The organism is Paracoccus sp. MKU1 (assembly GCF_001447385.1).
GTDB lineage: Bacteria > Pseudomonadota > Alphaproteobacteria > Rhodobacterales > Rhodobacteraceae > Paracoccus.
Genome location: NZ_LLWQ01000193.1, coordinates 62,909 through 82,131, shown reverse-complemented (window position 1 = coordinate 82,131; position 19,223 = coordinate 62,909). Strand labels below are relative to the sequence as shown.

Sequence of the window (19,223 nt, the reverse complement as noted above, 5' to 3'; positions counted from 1 at the left end):
GGAGCGAATATGTCGCAAATCCCGGTTAAGAAAAGGTCAGGCGAATCACGAAACGCGCAAATTGCGTCAGTGCAACCGTATTGCCGCAGTCGCCGAGGCGCCATCCGCATCCACCACCGTCAACTCGGCAAAGCCCGGGCCGGGATTGGGCAGGCTGGCCATGGGTTGCGGCTGGGCGATGGCGGCGGGCGCGCCGTTCAGAAGAAAGGTCCAGGGCCCGCGCCCGCCGCGCGCCTTGGCGGTCAGCGGGCCCTGCGCGTCGATCTCGGCCCCGTCCGGCGGATAGGTCAGGCGCAGCGCATCGGGGCTGGCGGGGCGGGCCGCGATGGCGCTGGCCGCGCCCGCCGGGACAAAGCGGCGCAGGGGCAGGGGCAGGGCGCTGTTCGGCAGCGTCAGCGTCTGCGGCGGAGGCGGCGGCAGCGCGACGGGCGGGAGCGCGTCAAACAGGTCGAACAGCACCGGCGCCGCCAGCTCGCCGCCAAAGGCGCCGGGCACCGGCGTCCCGTCCGGCCGGCCCAGCCAGACCGCGCCGACCCGCGCGCCGTCGAACCCCACCGCCAGCGCGTCGCGATGCCCATAGGAGGTGCCGGTCTTGTAGGCCATCGGCCGCTGCCGCGCGCCATGCGGCGCGGGGTTCTGGCTCAGGATATGGCCGACCTGCCAGGCCGCGACCGGGCCGAACATCGCCGCCGCCCGTTCCCCGCCGCCGCCCGGCAACGGCGAGAGCGTGATCGACCGCCCGCCCCGCGCCAGCGCCGCATAACCCTCGGCCAGCCCCTCCAGCGTCACGCCCGCACCGCCCAACACGATCGCCAGCCCCGGCGCCTCGCCGGGCAGGCGCAGCTCGATTCCGCCCCGGCGCAGCGCCTGGGCGACGCGGTTCGGCCCCACCGCCTCGGCCAGCTTCACCACGGGGATGTTCAGCGACCAGATCAGCGCGTTTCGCAGGCTGACGGTGCCGCGGAAATGATGGTCGAAATTCTGCGGCTGCCAGCGGCCGAAGGCGGTGGGCCGGTCCTCGATCAGCGTCTCGGGATGCGCCAGCCCGTCGTCGAAGGCGAGGCCATAGACAAAGGGCTTCAGCGTTGATCCGGGGCTGCGCCAGGCACGCGCCATATCGACGAAGCCGCTCGATGCGCCATCCGTCCAGTCCGCGGCGCCGACCTCGGCCAGAATCTCGCCCGTCCGGTGATCGGCCAGCACCACCGCCGCCGACAGCCGCCGCCCGGCGCCGCGCACGGCGCGCGAGGCCAGTTCCTCGGCCCGGCGTTGCAGGCGCCGGTCGATGGTGGTCTCGATCCGCAGGGCCCCCGGATGCTCGCGCACCAGCCGCGCGGCCAGCAGCGGCGCCAGCGCCGGAAAGGCCCGCCGGACCCGCGGCACCGGCTCGGCCATCGCCGCCCGCGCATCGGCGCCGGAAATCAGCCCGGCCCGCGCTGCCCGGTCCAGCACCCGGTCGCGCGCGGCCCGGGCCCTCTCGGGGAAACGGTCCGGCCGCCGGGTCTCGGGCGATTGCGGCAGCGCGACCAGCAGCGCCGCCTGCGCCGGCGTCAGCCGCCGCGGCTCCTTGCCGAACCATTGCAGGCTGGCGGCGCGGATGCCCTCGACATTGGCGCCATAGGGGGCGAGGCGCAGGTAAAGCTCCAGGATCTCGCGCTTGCCCAACCGCCGTTCCAGGGCCAGGGCCAGCCGCATCTGCCGCGCCTTGCCGGCCCATTGCCCGGTCGGCCCGTCCTCGATCAGCCGGGCGACCTGCATGGTCAGGGTCGAGCCGCCCGAAACGACGCGGCCATGCCGCAGCGCCTGCCAGCCCGCGCGCAGCAGCGCCCTCGGATCGATGCCGGCATGGCGCGGAAACCGCCGGTCCTCCCACAGCATGAGCATGTCGAGAAACAGCGGATCGACCGGCCCCGCATCCAGCCGCCAGCGCCCGTCCGCGACCTGGAACGCCCGCAGAAGCGAGCCGTCCCGCGCGACGACCTCGACACCCACCGGCACCTCCAGCCGCGGCAGCACCGTCGCATCGACCCAAGCGTCAAGGCGATCCCGCGCCCCGGCCCCGATGCCCAGGACCAGAACGGCAGCCATCAGCGACAGGGCGAAGCGGCGCGATCTCATGCGCCATCAATACGCCAGACGCGGCCGGGAAAGAACCTCACCTTCTTTGTTCCCCAAATACTCATGCGACCGCGCCGCCACCCGGACGCCGCCTTTCACCGTTTCCCAAATACTCATGCGGCAGCGCAATCCGCGCCTACTTCGCCTCATCCTCGCCGAAGAGCCCCTTCAGCCCCCGCGCGATCAGGTTGCCGACCCGGGGCCGGGGCTGGTGGATGAAGGGCAGCGGCCGGCAGACCTCCATCGCCGCGATGCCGACCCGGGCGGTCAGCGCGCCGTTCACCACCCCCTCGCCGAAGCGTTTCGAGACCTTGGCAAGCAAGCCCCCGCCGGCGACGGTATGGATCAGGTCGTCGCCGGCCGCGACGGCGCCGGTGGCGATCAGATGCGTCATCACCGTGCGCGCCAGCCGCCAGCCGCCGACGGCGCCGGCGCGGCCGCCATAGATCTCGGCCATGCGGCGGATCATGCGCAGATTCGCGGCCAGCGCCGCGATCACATCGGCCAGCGCCAGCGGGATCAGCGCGGTGGCGGCGGCGACGGTGCGGGCGGCGGCCTCGATCTCGCGCCGGGCCTGCTGGTCCAGGGCCGCCAGCAATTCGGTCTCGGCCAGCGCGATCAGCGTTCCGGCATCATAGGCGTCGCCCTTGCGCTCGCGCAGCCGGGTCAGCCCCCATTCCAGCTCCGGCCGGGCGCGATACAGGCCCTCCAGCCGCCCGACCACATGCTGCGCCGCCTTCAGATCGCCCGAGGCCAGCGCCGCCCCGGCCTCGCGGTTGATGCCGTCGATGGCGGCAAAGCGTGACCAGGCGCGGTATTCGCGCCAGGCCATGCCCAGTGCCGCGATGCAGAACAGCGCCATCAACGCGATGCCGATCCAGCCGAGCAGCGGATAGCTGTTCAGCAGATCGGTCAGATAGCGCAGCGCCGCCACCGACAAAAGGAAGGTGAACAGCGCCACGCCGGTATTGATGAAGAACCGCGTCAGCCGCGACGGTCCGCGCCCGACCAGCCGCGCCACCAGCTGCATGGTGCGCGGCTGCGGCAGGGGCGTCAGCCCGTCGTCGATCATCGGCGCATCGGCGGGCGAGGGCGCCACCTCGCCCTCGCGCCACTCGGCCCGCGGCGCCTTGCGGTCGCGCTGGTCGGGGCGCGGCTCCGCCATGGGCTCGGCGCGCGGCGCATCCGGCTCCGCGCCCATCTCCATCAGCACCGGCCCGCGCCGTTTCGGAGGTTCAGCCATGGCGCTCTCCTATAGCCTGTCGCCGATCAGGAACTCGGCCGCGCGGTCCAGGCGGATATGCGGCGGCCCGTCGCCCGGCCGCAGCGTGCCGGGGGCGGGGGCGAAATCCATGATCGCATAATCGCCGTCCAGCCAGCGCGTCGCGCCCTGGCTTGCCGGCACCAGCAGCTCGGCCGGATTGGCCGGCAGCTCGCCCGGATAGAAGGCCGCCTGCCGCCCGTCCATCAGCGTGCCGCGCACGGCAGGGAGTTCCTCGCCGTCCTGCCGGATCATTTCCTCGGTGGTGGTGCGCAGCGAGGCGATGGACATGGCCTCGGTCCGCGCGCCCGAGAAATCGGCGCGGTCGCGGGCCTCGCGCAGCATGCCGGCGGTGATCGCGGTCAGGCGCGGATGCTGGATGTGGTGCAGGTGGTCGGCCTTGGTCGCGGCGAACAGGATCCGCCCCACCCGGCGCGAGCCCAGCAGCTGTGCCAGCCAGCCCGCGCGGCCGGGGCGGAAGGCGGTCAGGATGTCGGCCATGGCGCGGCGCATGTCCTCGACCGCCGGCGGGCCGGCATGGATGGCGCCCAGCACGTCCATCAGCACCACCTGCCGGTCGATGCGGGCGAAATGGTCGCGGAAGAACGGCTTCACCACCCGCGCCTTGTAGGCCCCGAAGCGGCGCGCGAATTCGCGCCCCAAGGGCGTCGCCCGCATCTCGTGCGGCAGGGGCGTGAAGGTCAGCGCCGGCGAGCCGTCCAGTTCGCCCGGCATCAGGAAACGGCCGGGGGTGCAGTCCGACCAGCCCGCCTCGCGCGCCAGATGCAGGTGCCGGGTATAGGCCGCGGCCAGCGCCTGCGCCGCGGTTTCGTCGAATTGCGCGGGATCGGTCGCGGCCAGCGCGGCACGGAAATCCCCGGCCCCCGGGCGGCCGGCCATGCGGTCCAGCACCTCCTGCGACCATTGGTCGAAATCCTTCTCCATCAGCCGCAAATCCAGAAGCCACTCGCCCGGATAGTCCACGATGTCCAGGTGCAGCACCTGCTGGCCGCGCCAGCCGGCGATCAGCCCGCGCGGCTGGATGCGCAGCGACAGGCGCAGCTGGCTGACATGGCGCGTGCCCTCGGGCCAATGCGGGTCGGGGCCGGTCATCGCGGCCAGATGCCGTTCATAGTCGAAGCGCGGCACGGTGTCGTCGGGCTGCGGCTGCAACCACGCCGCCTTCAGCGAACCGTCGGCCGCGGCCCGCAGCGCCGCCATGCGGCCGCGGTCCAGCAGATTCGCCACCAGCGAGGTGATGAACACGGTCTTGCCGGCCCGCGACAGCCCGGTCACCCCCAGCCGGATCACCGGGTCGGACATTCCCAGGCCCTGCATCAGATCGTCGGCGATACCCATTCCGTCCCTCGCTTTGGCCGGGTCAAGATAGGCAGGCCGGCGGCGGATGTGTAGGGGCCCCTCTTTTCGCCCCGACGGCGCTTTGCCATAAGGCGGCATGGACCTGCCCATCGACGCCGTATTGCCCGACCTGACCGCCGCGCTGGCCGCGCATGGCCGCGCCGTGCTGATGGCGCCGCCCGGGGCGGGCAAGACCACCCGCGTGCCCCTGGCGCTGCTGCCCGCCATCCCCGGCCGCATCACCATGCTGGAGCCGCGCCGCCTCGCCGCCCGCGCCGCGGCCGAGCGCATGGCCGAGACGCTGGGCGAGCCGCTGGGCCGCACCGTCGGCTATCGCATCCGCGGCGAGGCGGTGCCGGGCGCCCGCATCGAGGTGGTGACCGAGGGCATCCTGACCCGGATGATCCAGTCCGACCCCGAGCTTTCGGGTGTCGGCTGCGTGATCTTCGACGAATTCCACGAGCGCAGCCTGAACGCCGACCTTGGCCTGGCCCTGACATGGGAGGCGCGGCAGGCGCTGCGGCCCGACCTGGCGCTGCTGGTGATGTCGGCGACGCTGGATGCCGAGCCTGTCGCGGCGCTGATGGAGGGCGCGCCGGTCATCCGCTCGGAAGGCAGGGCCTTTCCGGTCGAGACGCGCTGGCTGGACCGCCCCTTGCCTGCGGGCACCCGGCTGGTGCCCGAGGCGGCGCGGCTGATTGCCCAGGCCGAGGCGGCGACGCGCGACACCGGCGGCACCATCCTGGCCTTCCTGCCCGGCGAGGGCGAGATCCGCCGCGTCCAGGCCATGCTGGACGTCGATGCCGAGGTGCTGCCGCTTTACGGCGCCATGGACTTCAAGGCGCAGCGCGCCGCCCTGCAACCCCCGTGCGGGCGGCGGCGGATCGTGCTGGCGACCGCGATCGCGGAAACCTCGCTGACCATTCCCGAGGTTCGGGTGGTGGTCGATGCCGGCCGGGCGCGGCGGGCGCGCTTCGATCCCGGCTCGGGCATGTCGCGGCTGGTGACCGAACGCGTCAGCCGCGCCGAGGCCGAGCAGCGCCGGGGCCGCGCCGGCCGCGTCGCGCCGGGCATCTGCTATCGCATGTGGGCGCGGGCCGAAGAAGGCGCGCTGCCCGGTTTCGCTCCGCCCGAGATCGCGGTGGCCGACCTGGCCGGGCTGGCGCTGGAACTGGCGATCTGGGGCTCGGACGGGCGCGGCCTCGCCTTCCTCACCCCGCCGCCACAGGCGGCGCTGGCCGAGGCGCGGGCGCTGCTTCGCGACCTCGGCGCGCTGGACGGGGACAACCGCATCACCCCGCATGGCCGGCGTCTGGCGCCGCTGCCGCTGCATCCGCGGCTGGCGCATATGCTGGTCAGGGCGGGGCGCGAGGCCGCCGACCTGGCGGCGCTGATGGCCGAGCGCGACCCGCTGACCGGCGCCCCCGCCGACCTGACCTTGCGGCTGGCGGCGATCCGCGACCTGCGCACCTATCAGGACCGGCACCCTTGGCCGGTCAATCCCGGCACCCTGCACCGCATCCGCGACGAGGCGAAACGCCTGCGCCGCATGGCGGGCGAGGGCGCCGGCCTCTCGCCCGGTGCGATGGCCGCGCTGGCCTATCCCGACCGCATCGGCTTGCGCCGCAAGGGGGACCAGCCGCGCTATGTGCTGTCGGGCGGCAAGGGCGCAATCCTGCCCGAAGGCGACGCGCTGGCCGCGCAGCGCCTGATCGTCGCGACCGACCTCGACGGCGATGCGCGAGAGGCCCGCATCCGCATGGCGGTGGCGGTGGATGAGGACGAGATCCGCGCCCTGTTCCCCGACCGCATCGAGACCGTCGAGGTGGTGGAATGGTCCCGCCGCGACAACCGCATCCTCGCCCGCCGGCAGGAGCGGTTCGGCGCGCTGGTGCTGGCCGACCGGGCACTGGACGATCCCGACCCGCAGGCGCTGGCCCGCGCCGCTGTCGAGGGGCTGCGGGCCAACGGGCTGAGCTGGACGCCCGGCGCCGCGCGGCTGCGGGTGCGGATCGCGCTGATTCCGGAGTTCGGCCCGGTCGATGACGAAAGCCTGCTGGCCGATCCCGACTGGCTGCGGCCTTATCTGGGCAAGGTGCGGACGCTCTCCGACCTGCGCGGGCTCGACCTGACCGAGGCGCTGAAGGCGCGCATCGGCTGGGACGGCCAGCACCGGCTGGACCAGGCGGCGCCGGCGCATTTCGTCACGCCGCTCGGCCGCAAGGTGCCCATCGACTACGACCACGAGACGCCCTCGGTCGAGCTGAAGCTGCAAGAGCTGTTCGGCCTGGCCCGGCATCCGGTCGCCGGCAACCGGCCGCTGCGCATCACCATGCTGTCGCCCGGCGGCAAGCCCATCGCGGTGACGACCGACCTGCCGGGTTTCTGGGCCGGCGGCTACGCCGAGGTCCGAAAGGACATGCGCGGCCGCTATCCGCGCCATCCCTGGCCGGAAAACCCGCTGGAGGCCGACCCGACCACCCGCGCCAAGCCGCGTGGCACCTGACCATTTCTTCGTTGCCCAAATACCCCTGCGGCCGGGCAACCTAGGTCGACTTCAGCCCCCTGAGCCGCAGGGCCAGCACGATCATCACCACGCCGATCAGCAGCGCGAACAGGCCGATCAGCCAGGCGATGCTGAGCAGACCCGCCGCCGGCACCAGCGCCAGCAGCACGCCCCAGGCCATCAGCAGAAGCCCGCTGAGCCCCAGCGCCCATTCGCCCTCGATCTCGTCCCGCAGCCGGATCGCGGCGATGATGCGGAAGACGCCGGCGACCACGCCCCAGGCGGCCATCCAGATGATGAAGGCCAGCGCCGTCGCCTCGGGCCAGAACAGCGCCATCAGGCCGATGAGGAGCGACAGCGCACCGTCCAGCGCCCAGGCCCACCAGCGGTCGTCCGAGGATTTGCGCCGGAAGGCCGTGACGATCGCCATCGCCCCGTCGAAGATCGCATAGGCGCCAAAGACCAGCAGCAGGGCATAGACGGTCAGCCCCGGCCAGATCAGCGCCAGCAGGCCGAACAGGATCGCCGCGATGCCGCGCAGCAGCGGCACCCACCAATGATCGGCCATCACACGGATCAGGTTTTCCATGATAGTCGTTTCCCTTTTCAGGATCGCCGGATCGAAAAGCCTCGAATCCGGTCTGACAGGGAAAGATTAACATGGGGTTGAACGGAACGGCCTGCGCGCCCGGCGACAACCGAAAGTTGTGGCGAATTTGCTACAATGCCGTCAATCGAGCCGGGCCATCACTCGATCCGCCCGGGCAGGGTCATGCCGCGCAGGATCTCGGCCGCGGGCATCGGGCGCTTGCCCTCGCGCTGCGCCTCCAGCACCTCGATGGCGCCCTCGCCGCAGGCGATGGTGAAGCCGGAGAGCACATGACCGGCCTGGCCCGAGCCGGCGGCGAGGCGCGAGCGCAAGAGCTTCACCCGTTCGTCCCCGATCAGGCACCAGGCGCCGGGAAAGGGCGAGAGGCCGCGGATCTGCCGGTCGATCTGCGCCGCCGGCCTGGTCCAGTCGATCCGCGCCTCGGCCTTGTCGATCTTTTGCGCATAGGTCACGCCCTCGGCCGGCTGCGCCCGGGCGGGCAGGGGCAGGCGGTGCAGCGTCTCGACGATCAGCGCCGCGCCCATTTCGGCCAGCCGGTCGTGCAGGTCGGCGGTGGTGTCCTCGGGGCCGATGAGGGTGCGCGCCTCGGCCAGCACCGGGCCGGTATCCAGCCCCGCCTCCATCTGCATGATGGCGACGCCGGTCTCGGCATCGCCGGCCATGATCGCCCGATGGATCGGCGCCGCCCCCCGCCAGCGCGGCAGCAGCGAGGCGTGGATGTTCAGGCAGCCCAGCCGCGGCGCCTCCAGCACCGGCGGCGGCAGGATCAGCCCGTAGGCCACCACCACCGCCACATCGGCGGCAAGCGCGGCGAAATCCGCCTGGTCCTGCGGCGCTTTCAGCCGCTCGGGCGTGCGGACCGGCAGGCCCAGTTCCTCGGCGGCGCGATGCACGGGCGAGGGGCGGGGCTTCTGTCCGCGCCCGGCGGCGCGGGGCGGCTGGGAATAGACCGCGACGACCTGATGCCGCGCGGCGATGGCCCGCAGCGCCGGGACCGAGAAATCGGGTGTGCCCATGAAGACGACGCGCATCTCTGCCCTCCTTGTGTCGGGACCTCATATCCCGGGCGCGGGCGCGGCAAAACCCTGCATGAAGGCGCGGATGTCGCGGGTGGCGCGCGCCCGCGCCCGCGCGTCGAATTCCAGCGGCGAGAGCGACGAGCGTTCGCGCTGGTCGAAGCCGTGATTGATGCCGGGATAGGTGATGACGGCCAGATGCGCGCCCTGGGCGACCAGATCCTCGCCCATCCTCTGGCAATCGGCTGAATCGATGATCGAATCCAGCTCGGCCAGCAGCATCAGCCCCCGCACATGGCCGGGCCAGGGGCCCTTTGCGGCGCCGTTCAAGAGGCCGCAATAGGGGTAAAGCAGCACCACCGGGCCAAGCTGTGCGGCCAGGCTGTCGCGCGGGATGGGCCATGCGGTCAGGCCGGGCGGCGGCTCGTCCTCGCCGAGAGCGCGCAGGAGTTCCATCGCCGTCCAGCCGCCATGCGAGGCGCCGAGCAGCGCCACGTCCGAGGCGTCGATGTCCGGCATCCGCCGCAGCGCCGCCAGCGCCACGGCCAAGTCTCCGGCGCGTTCGGCCCCCGGCAGCACCTGCCCGGCGCAGAGCGCGCGCCAGGCCTGCGCCTTGTCCAGCAGCCGCGGCGCATGGCTGTCGAGGATCAGCGCCGCCCGGCCCATCGCCACGAATTGCCGCGCCCAATAATCCATGTTGTCATGCACCCCGTCGCAGCCCGACAGCAGCACCGCGGCGGGGTGCGGGCCGGGACCCTCGGGCCGCAGGATGCGCCAATGCGGCTCAAGCCGGGCCAGCCGCTCGGCCGGGGTCTCGGTCGCGGGCTGCCAGCCGGCATAGTTGCGCGCCGTGTTCAGCCCCAGCGCCAGCGCCACCAGCCCCAGCATCGCCAGCGCGAGGATCAGCCGTTTGCGCATCCGAGCCTTCCGTCCCGGCCGCAGATCGCCTTGAGCCTTTCGGTATCGGCTGCCGTCCAGCCCTCGGGCGCGGTGACGGCGATCCAGCCGTCGATATAGTCGCGGGCGTGATAGGTATGGCCGAAGCCCGGCGGCGCCGAGGTCGAGACCAGCATGTCCACCGCCAGCTGCAGCTGCGTCACCACCGGGGTGAAGCGCAGCCGGGGCGAGATATCGGGCGCCGGCGCCTCGCGCATCCATTCCGGTGCCCGCCACAGCGAGGCCGGATCGTAGAACACGATCGGATCGCTGGCATATTGCAGGAACAGGATGCGCAGCCGCCCCCAGGGCCGGCCCGAACGGTCGGGCGGCGCGTATTGGCTGGCATAGCGGATGACCTCGCCCTCATCCAGTTCGGGCAGGACGAAGCGGCTGCCGGGCTGGCGCGCGCCGTTGGCCTGCCGCCACAGCGTCGAGGGGAAGGGCGGCCCGACCCAGAAGGCGCCGGCGACCGGCTCGTTCATCATCTGGAACGGGTTGAAGGCATACATGGACGACCAGGCGCCCAGCGATATGCCGTGCAGATACAGGCGCGGCCGGCGGTCCGCCGGCAGGTGGCGCCAATGTTCATAGACCGCGCGCATCAATGCCGTGGTCTGGTCGAGCCCGGCCTCGGTCTCGAAGATCAGGGCCAGCGGGCTTTGCAGATAGGAATATTGCACCGCCACCGTCGCCACGTCGCCGCCATGCATGTATTCCAGCGCGTCATAGCTGGCCGGGTCCATCCAGCCGGTGCCCGTGGGGCTGGCCAGCACCAGCACCTTGCGGTCGAAGGCGCCCACGCGCAGCATCTCGTCCAGCGCCGCCTTGGCGCGGGTGTCGGGGTCCTTGTCCTGCGCCAGCCCGACATAGATGCGCAGCGGCTCCCTGGCCGGCCGGCCGGTGAAGCCCGAGATGGCGCGGGCGCGCGGCCCGCCCAGCACGAAGTCGCGCCCCGGCTTGCCCATCAGCTCCCAGTCGATGCCGGAGGCGACCGAGCCGGCCTGCCACGGCTCGGCGGGCGGAGGGACATTCGGGTCGGTCAGGTGCTGGGCCGCGGCATAGGAGCTGTCGGCGATGCGCATCGCCCCGTTCACCACCCCGTCGCGGGTCAGCGTCACCACGATCAGCGCCGCCAGCAGCAGGCCCAGCACATTGGCGCTGCGCACCGGGATATAGCGCGCCAGCCGCAGCCGCAGCAGGTCAAACAGCGCCTGGATCGCCTTGCCGATCACGAACAGCGCCAGGAACACCGCCAGCGCCAGGGCCAGCATCTTGGCGGTGTTGTTGACCTCCAGGTCGGGCATGCCCATGCGGGCGCGGATGCTGTTCTGCCACTCGCCCGACAGGATCACCCCGCGGCCCAGCAGCACCAGCACCGGCACGGCCAGAACGGCATGGGCGATGCGCGCGGGCCGGCCCTTCATCACCGGCAGCTCCAGCGCGCGCCACAGCGCCAGCAGGAACTGGGTCATCACATAGCCCGCCGCCATCGAGACCCCGGCCAGCACCCCCTGCATCAGCCAGTCGCGCGGGATCAGCGAGGGCGTGAGCGAGGCCGCGAAGAACAGCAGGCCGGCAAGAAGGGGGAACACGGAAAACATCTCTGGCCTACCGTTCGGGCTATGCCCGCATGACAGGCGGACAGGTTTCAGCGGGAACGGGGCACCGGCCGCGGAATGCGGAGGGGCGGGGATTGCCGGAAGGCCCGTTCCCCTGCCGCCCGTTCGCGGCCGAGGTTAAGGGGGTGTCGCGGCAAAGAAAAGCGGTTCCCTTCGCGCTTCGCTGCGTCGCTCCCCCGTCTGGCCCCGGATATCGCCCGGCGCCGGCCATCTGCGGCCCGAACCCGGCCCCCGCCCGCAAGGCGCCTTCACCGTTTTCCAAATACTCATGCGGCCTTGCATCCGCCCCGGCGCTTGGAAAGGGGGCGCATGCCTTTGTGGCAGAGCCGGCCGCGGCCCGCGCGGAAGCGGCGGTGCCGCCCTGGCCCAGCCGGCGCCCGCACCCGCCCGGCGGGCGGGCGCCCGAAATCCCGGGTCAGCGGCGTGTCAGCTTGGCCGATTTCGCCACCAGCATCTTGCGGCGCAGGGGCGAGAGGTGATCGACATAGAGCCGGCCGTTCAGATGGTCGATCTGGTGCTGCACCGAGGTCGCCCAGAGCCCGACGAAATCCCGCTCCTCGATCTCGCCATCGGTGTTCAGGAAGCGCACGGTGACGGCGCGCGGCCGCTCGATCCGGGCCGAGACGCCGGGCAGGTTCGGGCTCGCCTCTTCATGGGCGCGCAGTTGCACGCTGGCATGCAGCACCTCGGGATTGGCCATGCGCACCGCCTGGCCGCGCTTTTCCGAGGCGTCCACCACCGCCAGCCGCTGCATGATGCCGATCTGCGGCGCGGCCAGGCCGACGCCCGGCATCGCCTCCATGGTGTCGATCATGTCGTCCCAGATCATCCGCACGGTCTCGGTGATCGCGGGGACCGGCTCGGCCGGCATATGCAGCCGGCGGTCGGCATAGGGCAGGAAGGGGCGGACGGTCATCGGGCGGCCTTGTCAGGAATGCCCGCCGGCTATCATGGCGGCGAATGAAGGTAAATCCGGCCCGGGCTGTCCGCCCGCCGCGAATCGCGCCGGATATGGATGCCGGTGCCCTGGCCATAGGCCAGCCAGGCGTCGCCGAAGCCCTCGCGCCGGCATTCGCGGACAGGCACCCGCCGACGGCCGAACCAGAGTCCGGCGAGAAAGCAGAGAATTTCAGGCAACAGGGCCAAGCGTCGACTCCGGCGGCAGCATCTCTGCCCCGGTCTAGCACCGAACCCCTAAGACTGGCTTAACGCGCGCCGGAATCGGCCGCGCCGTCCCGCGCATCGAGGATCAGCCGGCCGTCGAGATGGTCCGCCTCGTGCTGGGCGATGCGCGCCTCGATCCCGGCCAGGGTCAGGAGTTGCAGCGCCCCCGTCATGTCGAAGCAGCGCATCGAGACCGTGACCGGACGCGTCACCGCAACCGGCCGGCCGGGGATCGACAGGCAGGCTTCCTCCATGGTCTCGACCTCGCCGCCCAAGGGCGCGATCTCGGGGTCCATGACCACGCGGGGCAGGGGGGTGCCGTCCTTCCAGCCGTGATCCATGACGAAGATGCGCCAGCTTTCGCCGATCTGCGGCGCGGCAAGCCCGCGGCCGCCGGCATGATACATGGTCGCCAGCAGGTCGGCGGCCAATTGCGAGACCCGGTCCCAGCCCAGCCGCCCGACCGGTTCGCAGACCCGGCGCAGTGCCGGGTCGGGATGGATCAGGATCGGGCGGATGCGCCCCTGCGCGGCAAGCCCGGCGGGGTCGGGACCGCGCGGCGCCTGCGCGCCATCCTCGCCGGACAGCGGCTCAGGCACGGTTGCGCTCGCGCTTCAGCTTGACCATCTTGCGGGTGATCATCTGCCGCTTGATCGGGCCGAGATAGTCGATGAACAGCTTGCCGTCGAGGTGGTCGATCTCATGCTGGGCGCAGGTGGCCCAGAGCCCCTCGAACGCGCGCTCATGCGTCTTGCCGTCCAGGCCCAGCCAGCGCACCTTGACCTGGGCCGGCCGGGTCACGTCGGCATATTGGTCGGGGATCGACAGGCAACCCTCCTCATAGGTGTTCAGCGCCTCGGAGGTCCAGGTCACCTCGGGATTGACCATGACGACGGGGTTGCGCGGTGCCTCGGGATCCTTTTCGCAATCCATGACATAGAGCCGCGACAGCACGCCGACCTGCGGCGCGGCCAGGCCCACGCCCGGCGCGTCGTACATGGTGGCCAGCATGTCGGCGGCCAGGGTCTCGATCTCGGGGGTGATGCGGGCCACGGGCTCGCAAACCTTCTTCAGCCGCGGATCGGGATGGAGGATGATGCTGCGCAATGTCATGCCCGTGATCTAGGGCAAGCCTTGGCCTTGCGCAACAAGCCGCTATGCTGCGCCCGAACGGAAAACGAGGGGAAGCATGGCCCAGCCCGACTTCGACGAGATCATCGACCGCACCGGCACCGCCTGTTCCAAATGGGACGACATGCAGGCGATCTACGGCGTCTCGCCCCAGGACGGGATCGCGATGTGGGTCGCGGACATGGATTTCCGCCCGCCGGCCCCGGTGCAGCGCGCGGTCGAGCGGATCGCGGCGCATGGCGTCTATGGCTACCCTGGCGCCAACCCGGCCTATGTCGATTCGATCCGCTGGTGGATGGAAAACCGCCACGGCTGGCAGATCGAGCCGGACTGGATCCTGTCGGCGCATGGGCTGGTCAACGGCACGGCGATCTGCGTCGATGCCTTCACCCGGCCGGGCGACCGGGTGATCGTCATGACCCCGGTCTATCACGCCTTCGCCCGCGTTATCCGCGCGTCAGACCGCGAGGTGGCCGAGTTCCCGCTGGCCATCCGGGACGGGCAGTATCGCATGGACTGGGAGGGCTGGCAGAAGCTGCTGACCGGGCGCGAGCGGATGCTGATCCTGTGCTCGCCCCACAATCCCGGCGGAAGGGTCTGGAGCGCCGAGGAATTGCGGCAGGTCGCCGATTTCTGCGCTGCCCATGACCTGATCCTGGTCTCGGACGAGATCCACCACGACCTGGTCATGCCCGGCAGCCCGCGCCATTCCGTGCTGGCGACGGTGGCGCCCGAGGCCGCGCCGCGGCTGGTGACGCTGACCGCCGCCACCAAGACCTTCAACATCGCCGGCGCCCATATCGGTAACCTGATCGTGGCCGACGACGGGTTGCGCAAGCGCCTGCAAACCCGGCTGCTGGCCCTGGGCATCTCGCCCGGGCTGTTCGGGCCGGGCATGGTCGCCGCCGCCTATTCGCCCGAGGGCGCGGCCTGGGTCGATGCGCTGGTGGCCTATCTGGACGGCAACCGGCGGCTGTTCGACGAGGGCGTGAACGCGATTCCCGGGATCCGCTCGATGCCCCTGCAGGCGACCTACCTGGCCTGGGTCGATTTCTCGGGTACCGGGATGGAGCGGCAGGAGTTCACCGCGCGGGTCGAGCGCAGCGCCCGCATCGCCGCCAACCATGGCGGCACCTTCGGCAGCGGCGGCGAGGACTTCCTGCGCTTCAACATCGCCACGCCCCGCGCCCGGGTGGTTGAGGCCGTGGCGCGGCTGCAAGAGGCGTTCCGCGACCTGCAATGAAGCGGCTGGGCGGGATCTTCTCGGTGCTGTGCCTTGCGGCGGTGCTCTGGGGGCTGTGGCTGCTCTGGGCGCCGCAGCCCGCGCCCGTCCCGGTGCCGCAGCCGCCGGCGGCGGGCTGGCACTGGCCGCGCCTGCCCGAATTCCGGCTGCCGCGCATCACCCTGCCGCCGATCTTCCAGCGCCCGCCCATGCGTCCGCAAGCCCCCATCGCCTCGCCGGTCCAGCGCATCCTGGTCGAGAAATCCGCCCGCCGCATGACCGTCTGGCAGGAAAGCGGCCCGCCCCGGACCTTTCGCATCGCCCTGGGTTTCGCGCCCGAGGGCGACAAGAGCCGCGAGGGCGACGGCCGCACCCCCGAGGGCCTCTTCCGCATCGACCGGCTGAACCGGCAGAGCGCCTATCACCTGTCGCTGGGCATCGACTATCCGCAGCAGCGCCACCGCGAGGCGGCGCGCCGGCTGGGCCTCAGCCCCGGCGGCGACATCATGATCCACGGCCAGCCGAACCAGGTGCCCGACGGCTACCGGGTCAAGGGCGACTGGACCGCCGGCTGCATCGCCGTCGACAATGCCGAGATCGAGGAAATCTTCGCCCATGCCCGCATCGGCACCGAGGTCGAGATCCGGCCCTGAATCGCGGCCTTATCGCGGCCTTTCGGCCACACTTGCCGCGGCCTGTGCCCAAGGATAAGGCAGGGCCATGACGTTCAACCGCTATCCCCCCCATCTGCGCGCGACGCTCGCGCTCGGACTGCCGCTCGTGGGCAGCCATCTGGCGCGCATGGCCATCCATGTCGCGGATACCGTCATGGTCGGCTGGTATGGGGTCGAGGAACTGGCGGCGCTGGTCATCGCGGTGTCCTTTTTCAACATCCTGTTCTTTCTGGGCATGGGCTTCGGCATCGGCGTGATGGGGCTGATCGCCACCGCCATCGCCCGCGGCGACGAGGTCGAGGTGCGCCGCTCGGCCCGGATGGCGCTGTGGCTGTCGCTGGCCTTCGCCGTGGCGGTGATCCCGGCCATGTGGCATTCCGAGCCGATCCTGCTGGCCATCGGCCAGGAGCCGGTGGTGGCGCGGCTGGCGCAGGACTACCTGCGCATTGCCGGCTTCGGCCTGATCGCGATGCTGTGCCAGCTGACGCTCAACAGCTATCTGGCGGCGATGGAGCGGCCGCAGGTCGTGCTGTGGATCACCCTGGCCGGGCTGCCACTGGTGATCTTCCTGAACTGGATGCTGATCTTCGGCAATCTGGGCGCGCCGGCGCTGGGGGTGCGGGGCGCCGCCATCGCTGCCATCGCGGTGCAGTTCAGCCAGTTGCTGGCGATCGCCGGCTATGCGGCCTGGCTGCCCGCCGCGCGCAAATATCACCTGTTCCAGCGTTTCTGGCGCCCCGACTGGCCCGGGATGCGGGCGGTCTTCCTGCTGGGCCTGCCCATCGGCCTGACCATGGTGGCCGAGGGCGGGCTGTTCGTCGGCTCGAACGTGATGATGGGCTGGATCGGCACGCGCGAGCTGGCGGCGCATGGCATCGCGCTGCAACTCGCCTCGATCACCTTCATGCTGCATCTGGGCATGTCGAACGCCGCCACCGTGCGGGTCGGCCAGGCCAAGGGCCGGGGCGACGGCGCCTGGATGCGCGATGCCGGCGCGACGGTGACGGCGGTCTCGGTGGTCATCGCGGCGCTGGCCATGGCGGCTTTCGAGCTGTTCCCGCGCCAGCTGGTCGGGCTCTACCTGGATGCCGGGCATCCCGAGACCCCGGCCATCATCGGAATCGCGGCGGGGCTGCTGTTCTATGCCGGGCTGTTCCAGCTCATGGATGCGATGCAGGTGATCGGGCTGGGGCTGCTGCGCGGGGTGCAGGATACGCGCGTGCCGATGGTGATCGCGGCGGTCAGCTATTGGCTGGTCGGCATTCCGGTGGCCTACGGCCTGGCCTTCGTGGCCGGGATCGGCCCGGCCGGGCTGTGGCTGGGGCTGGTCGCGGGGCTGACCTGCGCCGCGGTGCTCTTGATGCGCCGCTTCTGGCGCGGGTTAGCGCGCGGGGACTGGACCCGCGAGGCGCCGGCGGTCTAGTTTGGCGGCGCAGAAGTCAGGAGGCCCGTCATGCGCCCGGTTTTCGTCCAGTTCCGTTGCTCGCCCGGCAAGACCTACGAGGTCGCCGACGCCATCTATGACCGCGAGATCGTCAGCGAGCTTTACTCGACCTCGGGCGATTACGACCTGCTGGCCAAGATCTATGTGCCCGAGGACCAGGATGTCGGGCATTACCTTTCCGAAAAGCTGTTCGACATCCCGCATATCGTGCGGACGCTGACGACGATCACCTTCAAGGCGTTCTAGGGGGCGCCGCGCCTGCGGCGCCCTGGGGCTTCGCCCCGCTCGTCGCTGAAAAAGGTCCACCGGACCTTTTTCCGGGCGCTCCTCACCCCCCAGGATATTTGTCCACGGAAGAAACCCTGGAAGCGGGCGCCCTTGCGCGCGCAGCGGCTTTGCGGTTTCTGTGGCGGCATGACTCGCTTTCGTTTCGCTCCCATCGTTGCCGCGCTGCCAGCGACGGTTCCCTTTACCGGCCCCGAGACGCTGGAGCGGCGGCGCGGCGCGCCGTTTCGCGCCCGGCTGGGCGCCAATGAGAACGGCTTCGGCCCCTCGCCCCGGGCGGTCGAGGCCATGGCGCGGGCGGCGACCGAGATCTGGAAATACGGCGATCCGGACAGCCACGACCTGCGCCATGCGCTGGCCGGGCATCATGGGGTGGCGCCGGAGAATGTCATTGTCGGCGAGGGGATCGACGGGCTGCTGGGCCTGCTGGTGCGGCTGATGCTGGCGCCGGGCGAGGTGGTGGTGACCTCGGACGGGGCCTATCCGACCTTCAACTATCATGTCGCGGGTTTCGGCGGCCGGCTGGTGAAGGTGCCCTATCGCGACGATGCCGAGGATCCGGAGGCGCTGGCCGCAGCCGCGCATCGCCATGGCGCGCGGCTGGTCTATCTGGCGAACCCGGACAACCCGATGGGCAGCTGGCATCCCGGCCGCCGCATCGAGGCCATGCTCGAGGATCTGCCGCAGGGCAGCCTGCTGGTCCTGGACGAAGCCTATGCCGAATTCGCCCCCGCCGAGGCGATCCCGGCGATCGATCCCGAGGATATGCGGGTGATCCGCTTCCGCACCTTCTCCAAGGCCCATGCCATGGCCGGCGCCCGGGTCGGCTATGCCATCGGCCCGGCCGAGCTGATCGCCGGTTTCGACCGCATCCGCAACCATTTCGGCATGAACCGCACGGCGCAGATCGGCGCGCTGGCCGCGCTCGAGGATGCGGACTGGCTGGCCCATATCCGCAGCGAGGTCGCCACTGCGCGCGACCGCATCAGTGCCATCGCCCGCTCCAACGGTCTGACCGCCCTGCCTTCGGCGACGAATTTCGTCGCCCTCGACACGCATCGCGACGGCGCCTTCGCCCATGCCCTGTTGCAGGCGCTGGCCGGGCAGGGCGTTTTCGTGCGCATGCCCGGTGTGGCGCCGCTGGATCGCTGCATCCGCGTCTCCTGCGCGCCCGAGCCGGAGCTCGCTGTCCTGGCCGAGGCGCTGCCCCGCGCACTCAAGGCGTTGGCCTGACCGCTTCTTCGTTGTCCAAATACCCATGCGGCAGCGCCGCGGGCGCAGGTCAGTCCAGCGGGAGCGCTGTGGTCGCCTTCAGCTCCTCCATCGACAGGAGCGCGGTGACGTTGTGGATCTTCACCTCCGAGATCAGCGCCTGATAGAAGCGGTCATAGGCCCGCGCGTTGCGCACCCGCACCTTGAGGATATAGTCGATGTCGCCGGCCAGCCGGTGCGCTTCGATCACCTCGGGCCGGGCGCGCACGGCGTTGAGGAACTTGCGCGCCCATTCCGGATCGTGCTCGCTGGTGCGGATCAGCACGAAGAAGCAGGCGTCGAGCCCCAGGGCATCGGGGTCCAGCAAGGCCACCTGGCCACGGATCACTCCCGCCTCGCGCAGCTTGCGAATCCGGTTCCAGACCGGGGTCTTGGAGGCGCCGACTCGGGCCGCGATGTCGTCCAGTGACAGGGTGGCGTCCTCTTGCAGCAGGGACAGGATTTTGCGGTCAGTGTCGTCCAGCCGGATGGGTGTTTGTCGGTCGTCGCTCATTCTGAAATCTCGTCCTGCTTGCTTACCCTGTTTGCAGGACATGTTTCTTATTTTTCCGCCCCACTCGTCAATATGGGGGATTTTTTTCTATAAAGGGGCCAGAGAAAACG

17 protein-coding genes are annotated in these 19,223 nt (G+C 70.9%); 6 read left to right on the top strand and 11 right to left on the bottom strand.

The window, feature by feature from the left end:
* Positions 1-66: 66 nt before the first annotated feature.
* The 3 genes from pbpC to AQY21_RS16570 form a co-directional block, all read right to left on the bottom strand.
* Positions 67-2,118: a penicillin-binding protein 1C gene (gene pbpC, locus AQY21_RS16580; protein ID WP_058098720.1), complete on the bottom strand. Its 2,052-nt coding sequence runs from the start codon at positions 2,116-2,118 to the stop codon at positions 67-69.
* 136 nt (positions 2,119-2,254) lie between these two features.
* A complete protein-coding gene (locus AQY21_RS16575; protein WP_082658152.1) occupies positions 2,255-3,361 on the bottom strand; it encodes a YcjF family protein in 1,107 nt (368 codons plus the stop codon).
* Positions 3,362-3,370: 9 nt separating this feature from the next.
* Positions 3,371-4,738, bottom strand: a complete 1,368-nt coding sequence (locus tag AQY21_RS16570; protein WP_058098719.1) for a YcjX family protein — start codon at positions 4,736-4,738, stop codon at positions 3,371-3,373.
* Positions 4,739-4,835: 97 nt separating this feature from the next.
* Between AQY21_RS16570 and hrpB the strand changes: the two genes are divergently transcribed.
* Entirely contained in the window at positions 4,836-7,244 is a 2,409-nt protein-coding gene (gene hrpB / locus AQY21_RS16565; RefSeq protein ID WP_058098718.1) for an ATP-dependent helicase HrpB, read from the top strand.
* Positions 7,245-7,284: 40 nt separating this feature from the next.
* Here hrpB and AQY21_RS16560 read toward each other — a convergent pair whose 3' ends face one another.
* The 7 genes from AQY21_RS16560 to def (AQY21_RS16525) form a co-directional block, all read right to left on the bottom strand.
* Positions 7,285-7,833, bottom strand: a complete 549-nt coding sequence (locus AQY21_RS16560; RefSeq protein ID WP_058098717.1) for an HdeD family acid-resistance protein — start codon at positions 7,831-7,833, stop codon at positions 7,285-7,287.
* A gap of 158 nt (positions 7,834-7,991) precedes the next feature.
* A complete protein-coding gene (gene fmt / locus AQY21_RS16555) occupies positions 7,992-8,885 on the bottom strand; it encodes a methionyl-tRNA formyltransferase (protein ID WP_058098716.1) in 894 nt (297 codons plus the stop codon).
* Positions 8,886-8,909: 24 nt separating this feature from the next.
* Entirely contained in the window at positions 8,910-9,788 is an 879-nt protein-coding gene (locus tag AQY21_RS16550; RefSeq protein WP_058098715.1) for a dienelactone hydrolase family protein, read from the bottom strand.
* Complete coding sequence (locus AQY21_RS16545) at positions 9,773-11,410, bottom strand: alpha/beta-hydrolase family protein (RefSeq protein WP_058098714.1); 1,638 nt, start codon at positions 11,408-11,410, stop codon at positions 9,773-9,775. The genes AQY21_RS16550 and AQY21_RS16545 overlap by 16 nt, the downstream gene beginning before the upstream one ends.
* Before the next feature lie 433 nt (positions 11,411-11,843).
* A complete protein-coding gene (gene def, locus AQY21_RS16540) occupies positions 11,844-12,344 on the bottom strand; it encodes a peptide deformylase (protein ID WP_058098713.1) in 501 nt (166 codons plus the stop codon).
* Positions 12,345-12,633: 289 nt separating this feature from the next.
* Positions 12,634-13,191 (bottom strand): peptide deformylase, encoded by a 558-nt coding sequence (locus AQY21_RS16530; RefSeq protein ID WP_058098711.1) that lies wholly within the window; start codon positions 13,189-13,191, stop codon positions 12,634-12,636.
* Positions 13,184-13,705 (bottom strand): peptide deformylase, encoded by a 522-nt coding sequence (def, locus tag AQY21_RS16525; RefSeq protein ID WP_058098710.1) that lies wholly within the window; start codon positions 13,703-13,705, stop codon positions 13,184-13,186. The genes AQY21_RS16530 and def (AQY21_RS16525) overlap by 8 nt, the downstream gene beginning before the upstream one ends.
* A 76-nt stretch (positions 13,706-13,781) precedes the next feature.
* Here def (AQY21_RS16525) and AQY21_RS16520 point away from each other — a divergent pair, with 76 nt between their 5' ends.
* The 5 genes from AQY21_RS16520 to AQY21_RS16500 all read left to right on the top strand — a co-directional run bounded on the left by AQY21_RS16520 (position 13,782) and on the right by AQY21_RS16500 (position 18,581).
* On the top strand, positions 13,782-14,966 hold the full coding sequence (locus AQY21_RS16520) for a MalY/PatB family protein (RefSeq protein WP_058098709.1): 1,185 nt from the start codon (positions 13,782-13,784) through the stop codon (positions 14,964-14,966).
* Positions 14,963-15,598, top strand: a complete 636-nt coding sequence (locus AQY21_RS16515; protein ID WP_058098708.1) for a murein L,D-transpeptidase family protein — start codon at positions 14,963-14,965, stop codon at positions 15,596-15,598. The genes AQY21_RS16520 and AQY21_RS16515 overlap by 4 nt, the downstream gene beginning before the upstream one ends.
* Before the next feature lie 67 nt (positions 15,599-15,665).
* The gene (locus AQY21_RS16510) at positions 15,666-17,042 is read left to right on the top strand and encodes an MATE family efflux transporter (protein WP_058098707.1); all 1,377 of its coding nucleotides are present in this window, start codon (positions 15,666-15,668) and stop codon (positions 17,040-17,042) included.
* Positions 17,043-17,072: 30 nt separating this feature from the next.
* Positions 17,073-17,309, top strand: coding sequence for an Lrp/AsnC ligand binding domain-containing protein (locus AQY21_RS16505; protein ID WP_028713408.1), 237 nt, complete (start codon positions 17,073-17,075; stop codon positions 17,307-17,309).
* Between the two features lie 168 nt (positions 17,310-17,477).
* Positions 17,478-18,581 carry a pyridoxal phosphate-dependent aminotransferase gene (locus AQY21_RS16500; RefSeq protein ID WP_058098952.1) on the top strand — a complete coding sequence of 368 codons (1,104 nt, stop codon included), beginning with the start codon at positions 17,478-17,480 and terminating at the stop codon, positions 18,579-18,581.
* A 49-nt stretch (positions 18,582-18,630) separates the two neighbouring features.
* Here AQY21_RS16500 and AQY21_RS16495 read toward each other — a convergent pair whose 3' ends face one another.
* Positions 18,631-19,113 carry an Lrp/AsnC family transcriptional regulator gene (locus tag AQY21_RS16495; protein ID WP_058098706.1) on the bottom strand — a complete coding sequence of 161 codons (483 nt, stop codon included), beginning with the start codon at positions 19,111-19,113 and terminating at the stop codon, positions 18,631-18,633.
* Positions 19,114-19,223 lie beyond the last annotated feature (110 nt).

Excerpts from the sequence above, each read along its gene's own strand:
- pbpC (WP_058098720.1), bottom strand. The coding sequence starts at position 2,118 with ATGAGATCGCGCCGCTTCGCCCTGTCGCTGATGGCTGCCGTTCTGGTC.
- AQY21_RS16575 (WP_082658152.1), bottom strand. The coding sequence starts at position 3,361 with ATGGCTGAACCTCCGAAACGGCGCGGGCCGGTGCTGATGGAGATGGGC.
- AQY21_RS16570 (WP_058098719.1), bottom strand. The coding sequence starts at position 4,738 with ATGGGTATCGCCGACGATCTGATGCAGGGCCTGGGAATGTCCGACCCG.
- hrpB (WP_058098718.1), top strand. The coding sequence starts at position 4,836 with ATGGACCTGCCCATCGACGCCGTATTGCCCGACCTGACCGCCGCGCTG.
- AQY21_RS16560 (WP_058098717.1), bottom strand. The coding sequence starts at position 7,833 with ATGGAAAACCTGATCCGTGTGATGGCCGATCATTGGTGGGTGCCGCTG.
- fmt (WP_058098716.1), bottom strand. The coding sequence starts at position 8,885 with ATGCGCGTCGTCTTCATGGGCACACCCGATTTCTCGGTCCCGGCGCTG.
- AQY21_RS16550 (WP_058098715.1), bottom strand. The coding sequence starts at position 9,788 with ATGCGCAAACGGCTGATCCTCGCGCTGGCGATGCTGGGGCTGGTGGCG.
- AQY21_RS16545 (WP_058098714.1), bottom strand. The coding sequence starts at position 11,410 with ATGTTTTCCGTGTTCCCCCTTCTTGCCGGCCTGCTGTTCTTCGCGGCC.
- def (WP_058098713.1), bottom strand. The coding sequence starts at position 12,344 with ATGACCGTCCGCCCCTTCCTGCCCTATGCCGACCGCCGGCTGCATATG.
- def (WP_058098710.1), bottom strand. The coding sequence starts at position 13,705 with ATGACATTGCGCAGCATCATCCTCCATCCCGATCCGCGGCTGAAGAAG.
- AQY21_RS16520 (WP_058098709.1), top strand. The coding sequence starts at position 13,782 with ATGGCCCAGCCCGACTTCGACGAGATCATCGACCGCACCGGCACCGCC.
- AQY21_RS16515 (WP_058098708.1), top strand. The coding sequence starts at position 14,963 with ATGAAGCGGCTGGGCGGGATCTTCTCGGTGCTGTGCCTTGCGGCGGTG.
- AQY21_RS16510 (WP_058098707.1), top strand. The coding sequence starts at position 15,666 with ATGACGTTCAACCGCTATCCCCCCCATCTGCGCGCGACGCTCGCGCTC.
- AQY21_RS16505 (WP_028713408.1), top strand. The coding sequence starts at position 17,073 with ATGCGCCCGGTTTTCGTCCAGTTCCGTTGCTCGCCCGGCAAGACCTAC.
- AQY21_RS16500 (WP_058098952.1), top strand. The coding sequence starts at position 17,478 with ATGACTCGCTTTCGTTTCGCTCCCATCGTTGCCGCGCTGCCAGCGACG.
- AQY21_RS16495 (WP_058098706.1), bottom strand. The coding sequence starts at position 19,113 with ATGAGCGACGACCGACAAACACCCATCCGGCTGGACGACACTGACCGC.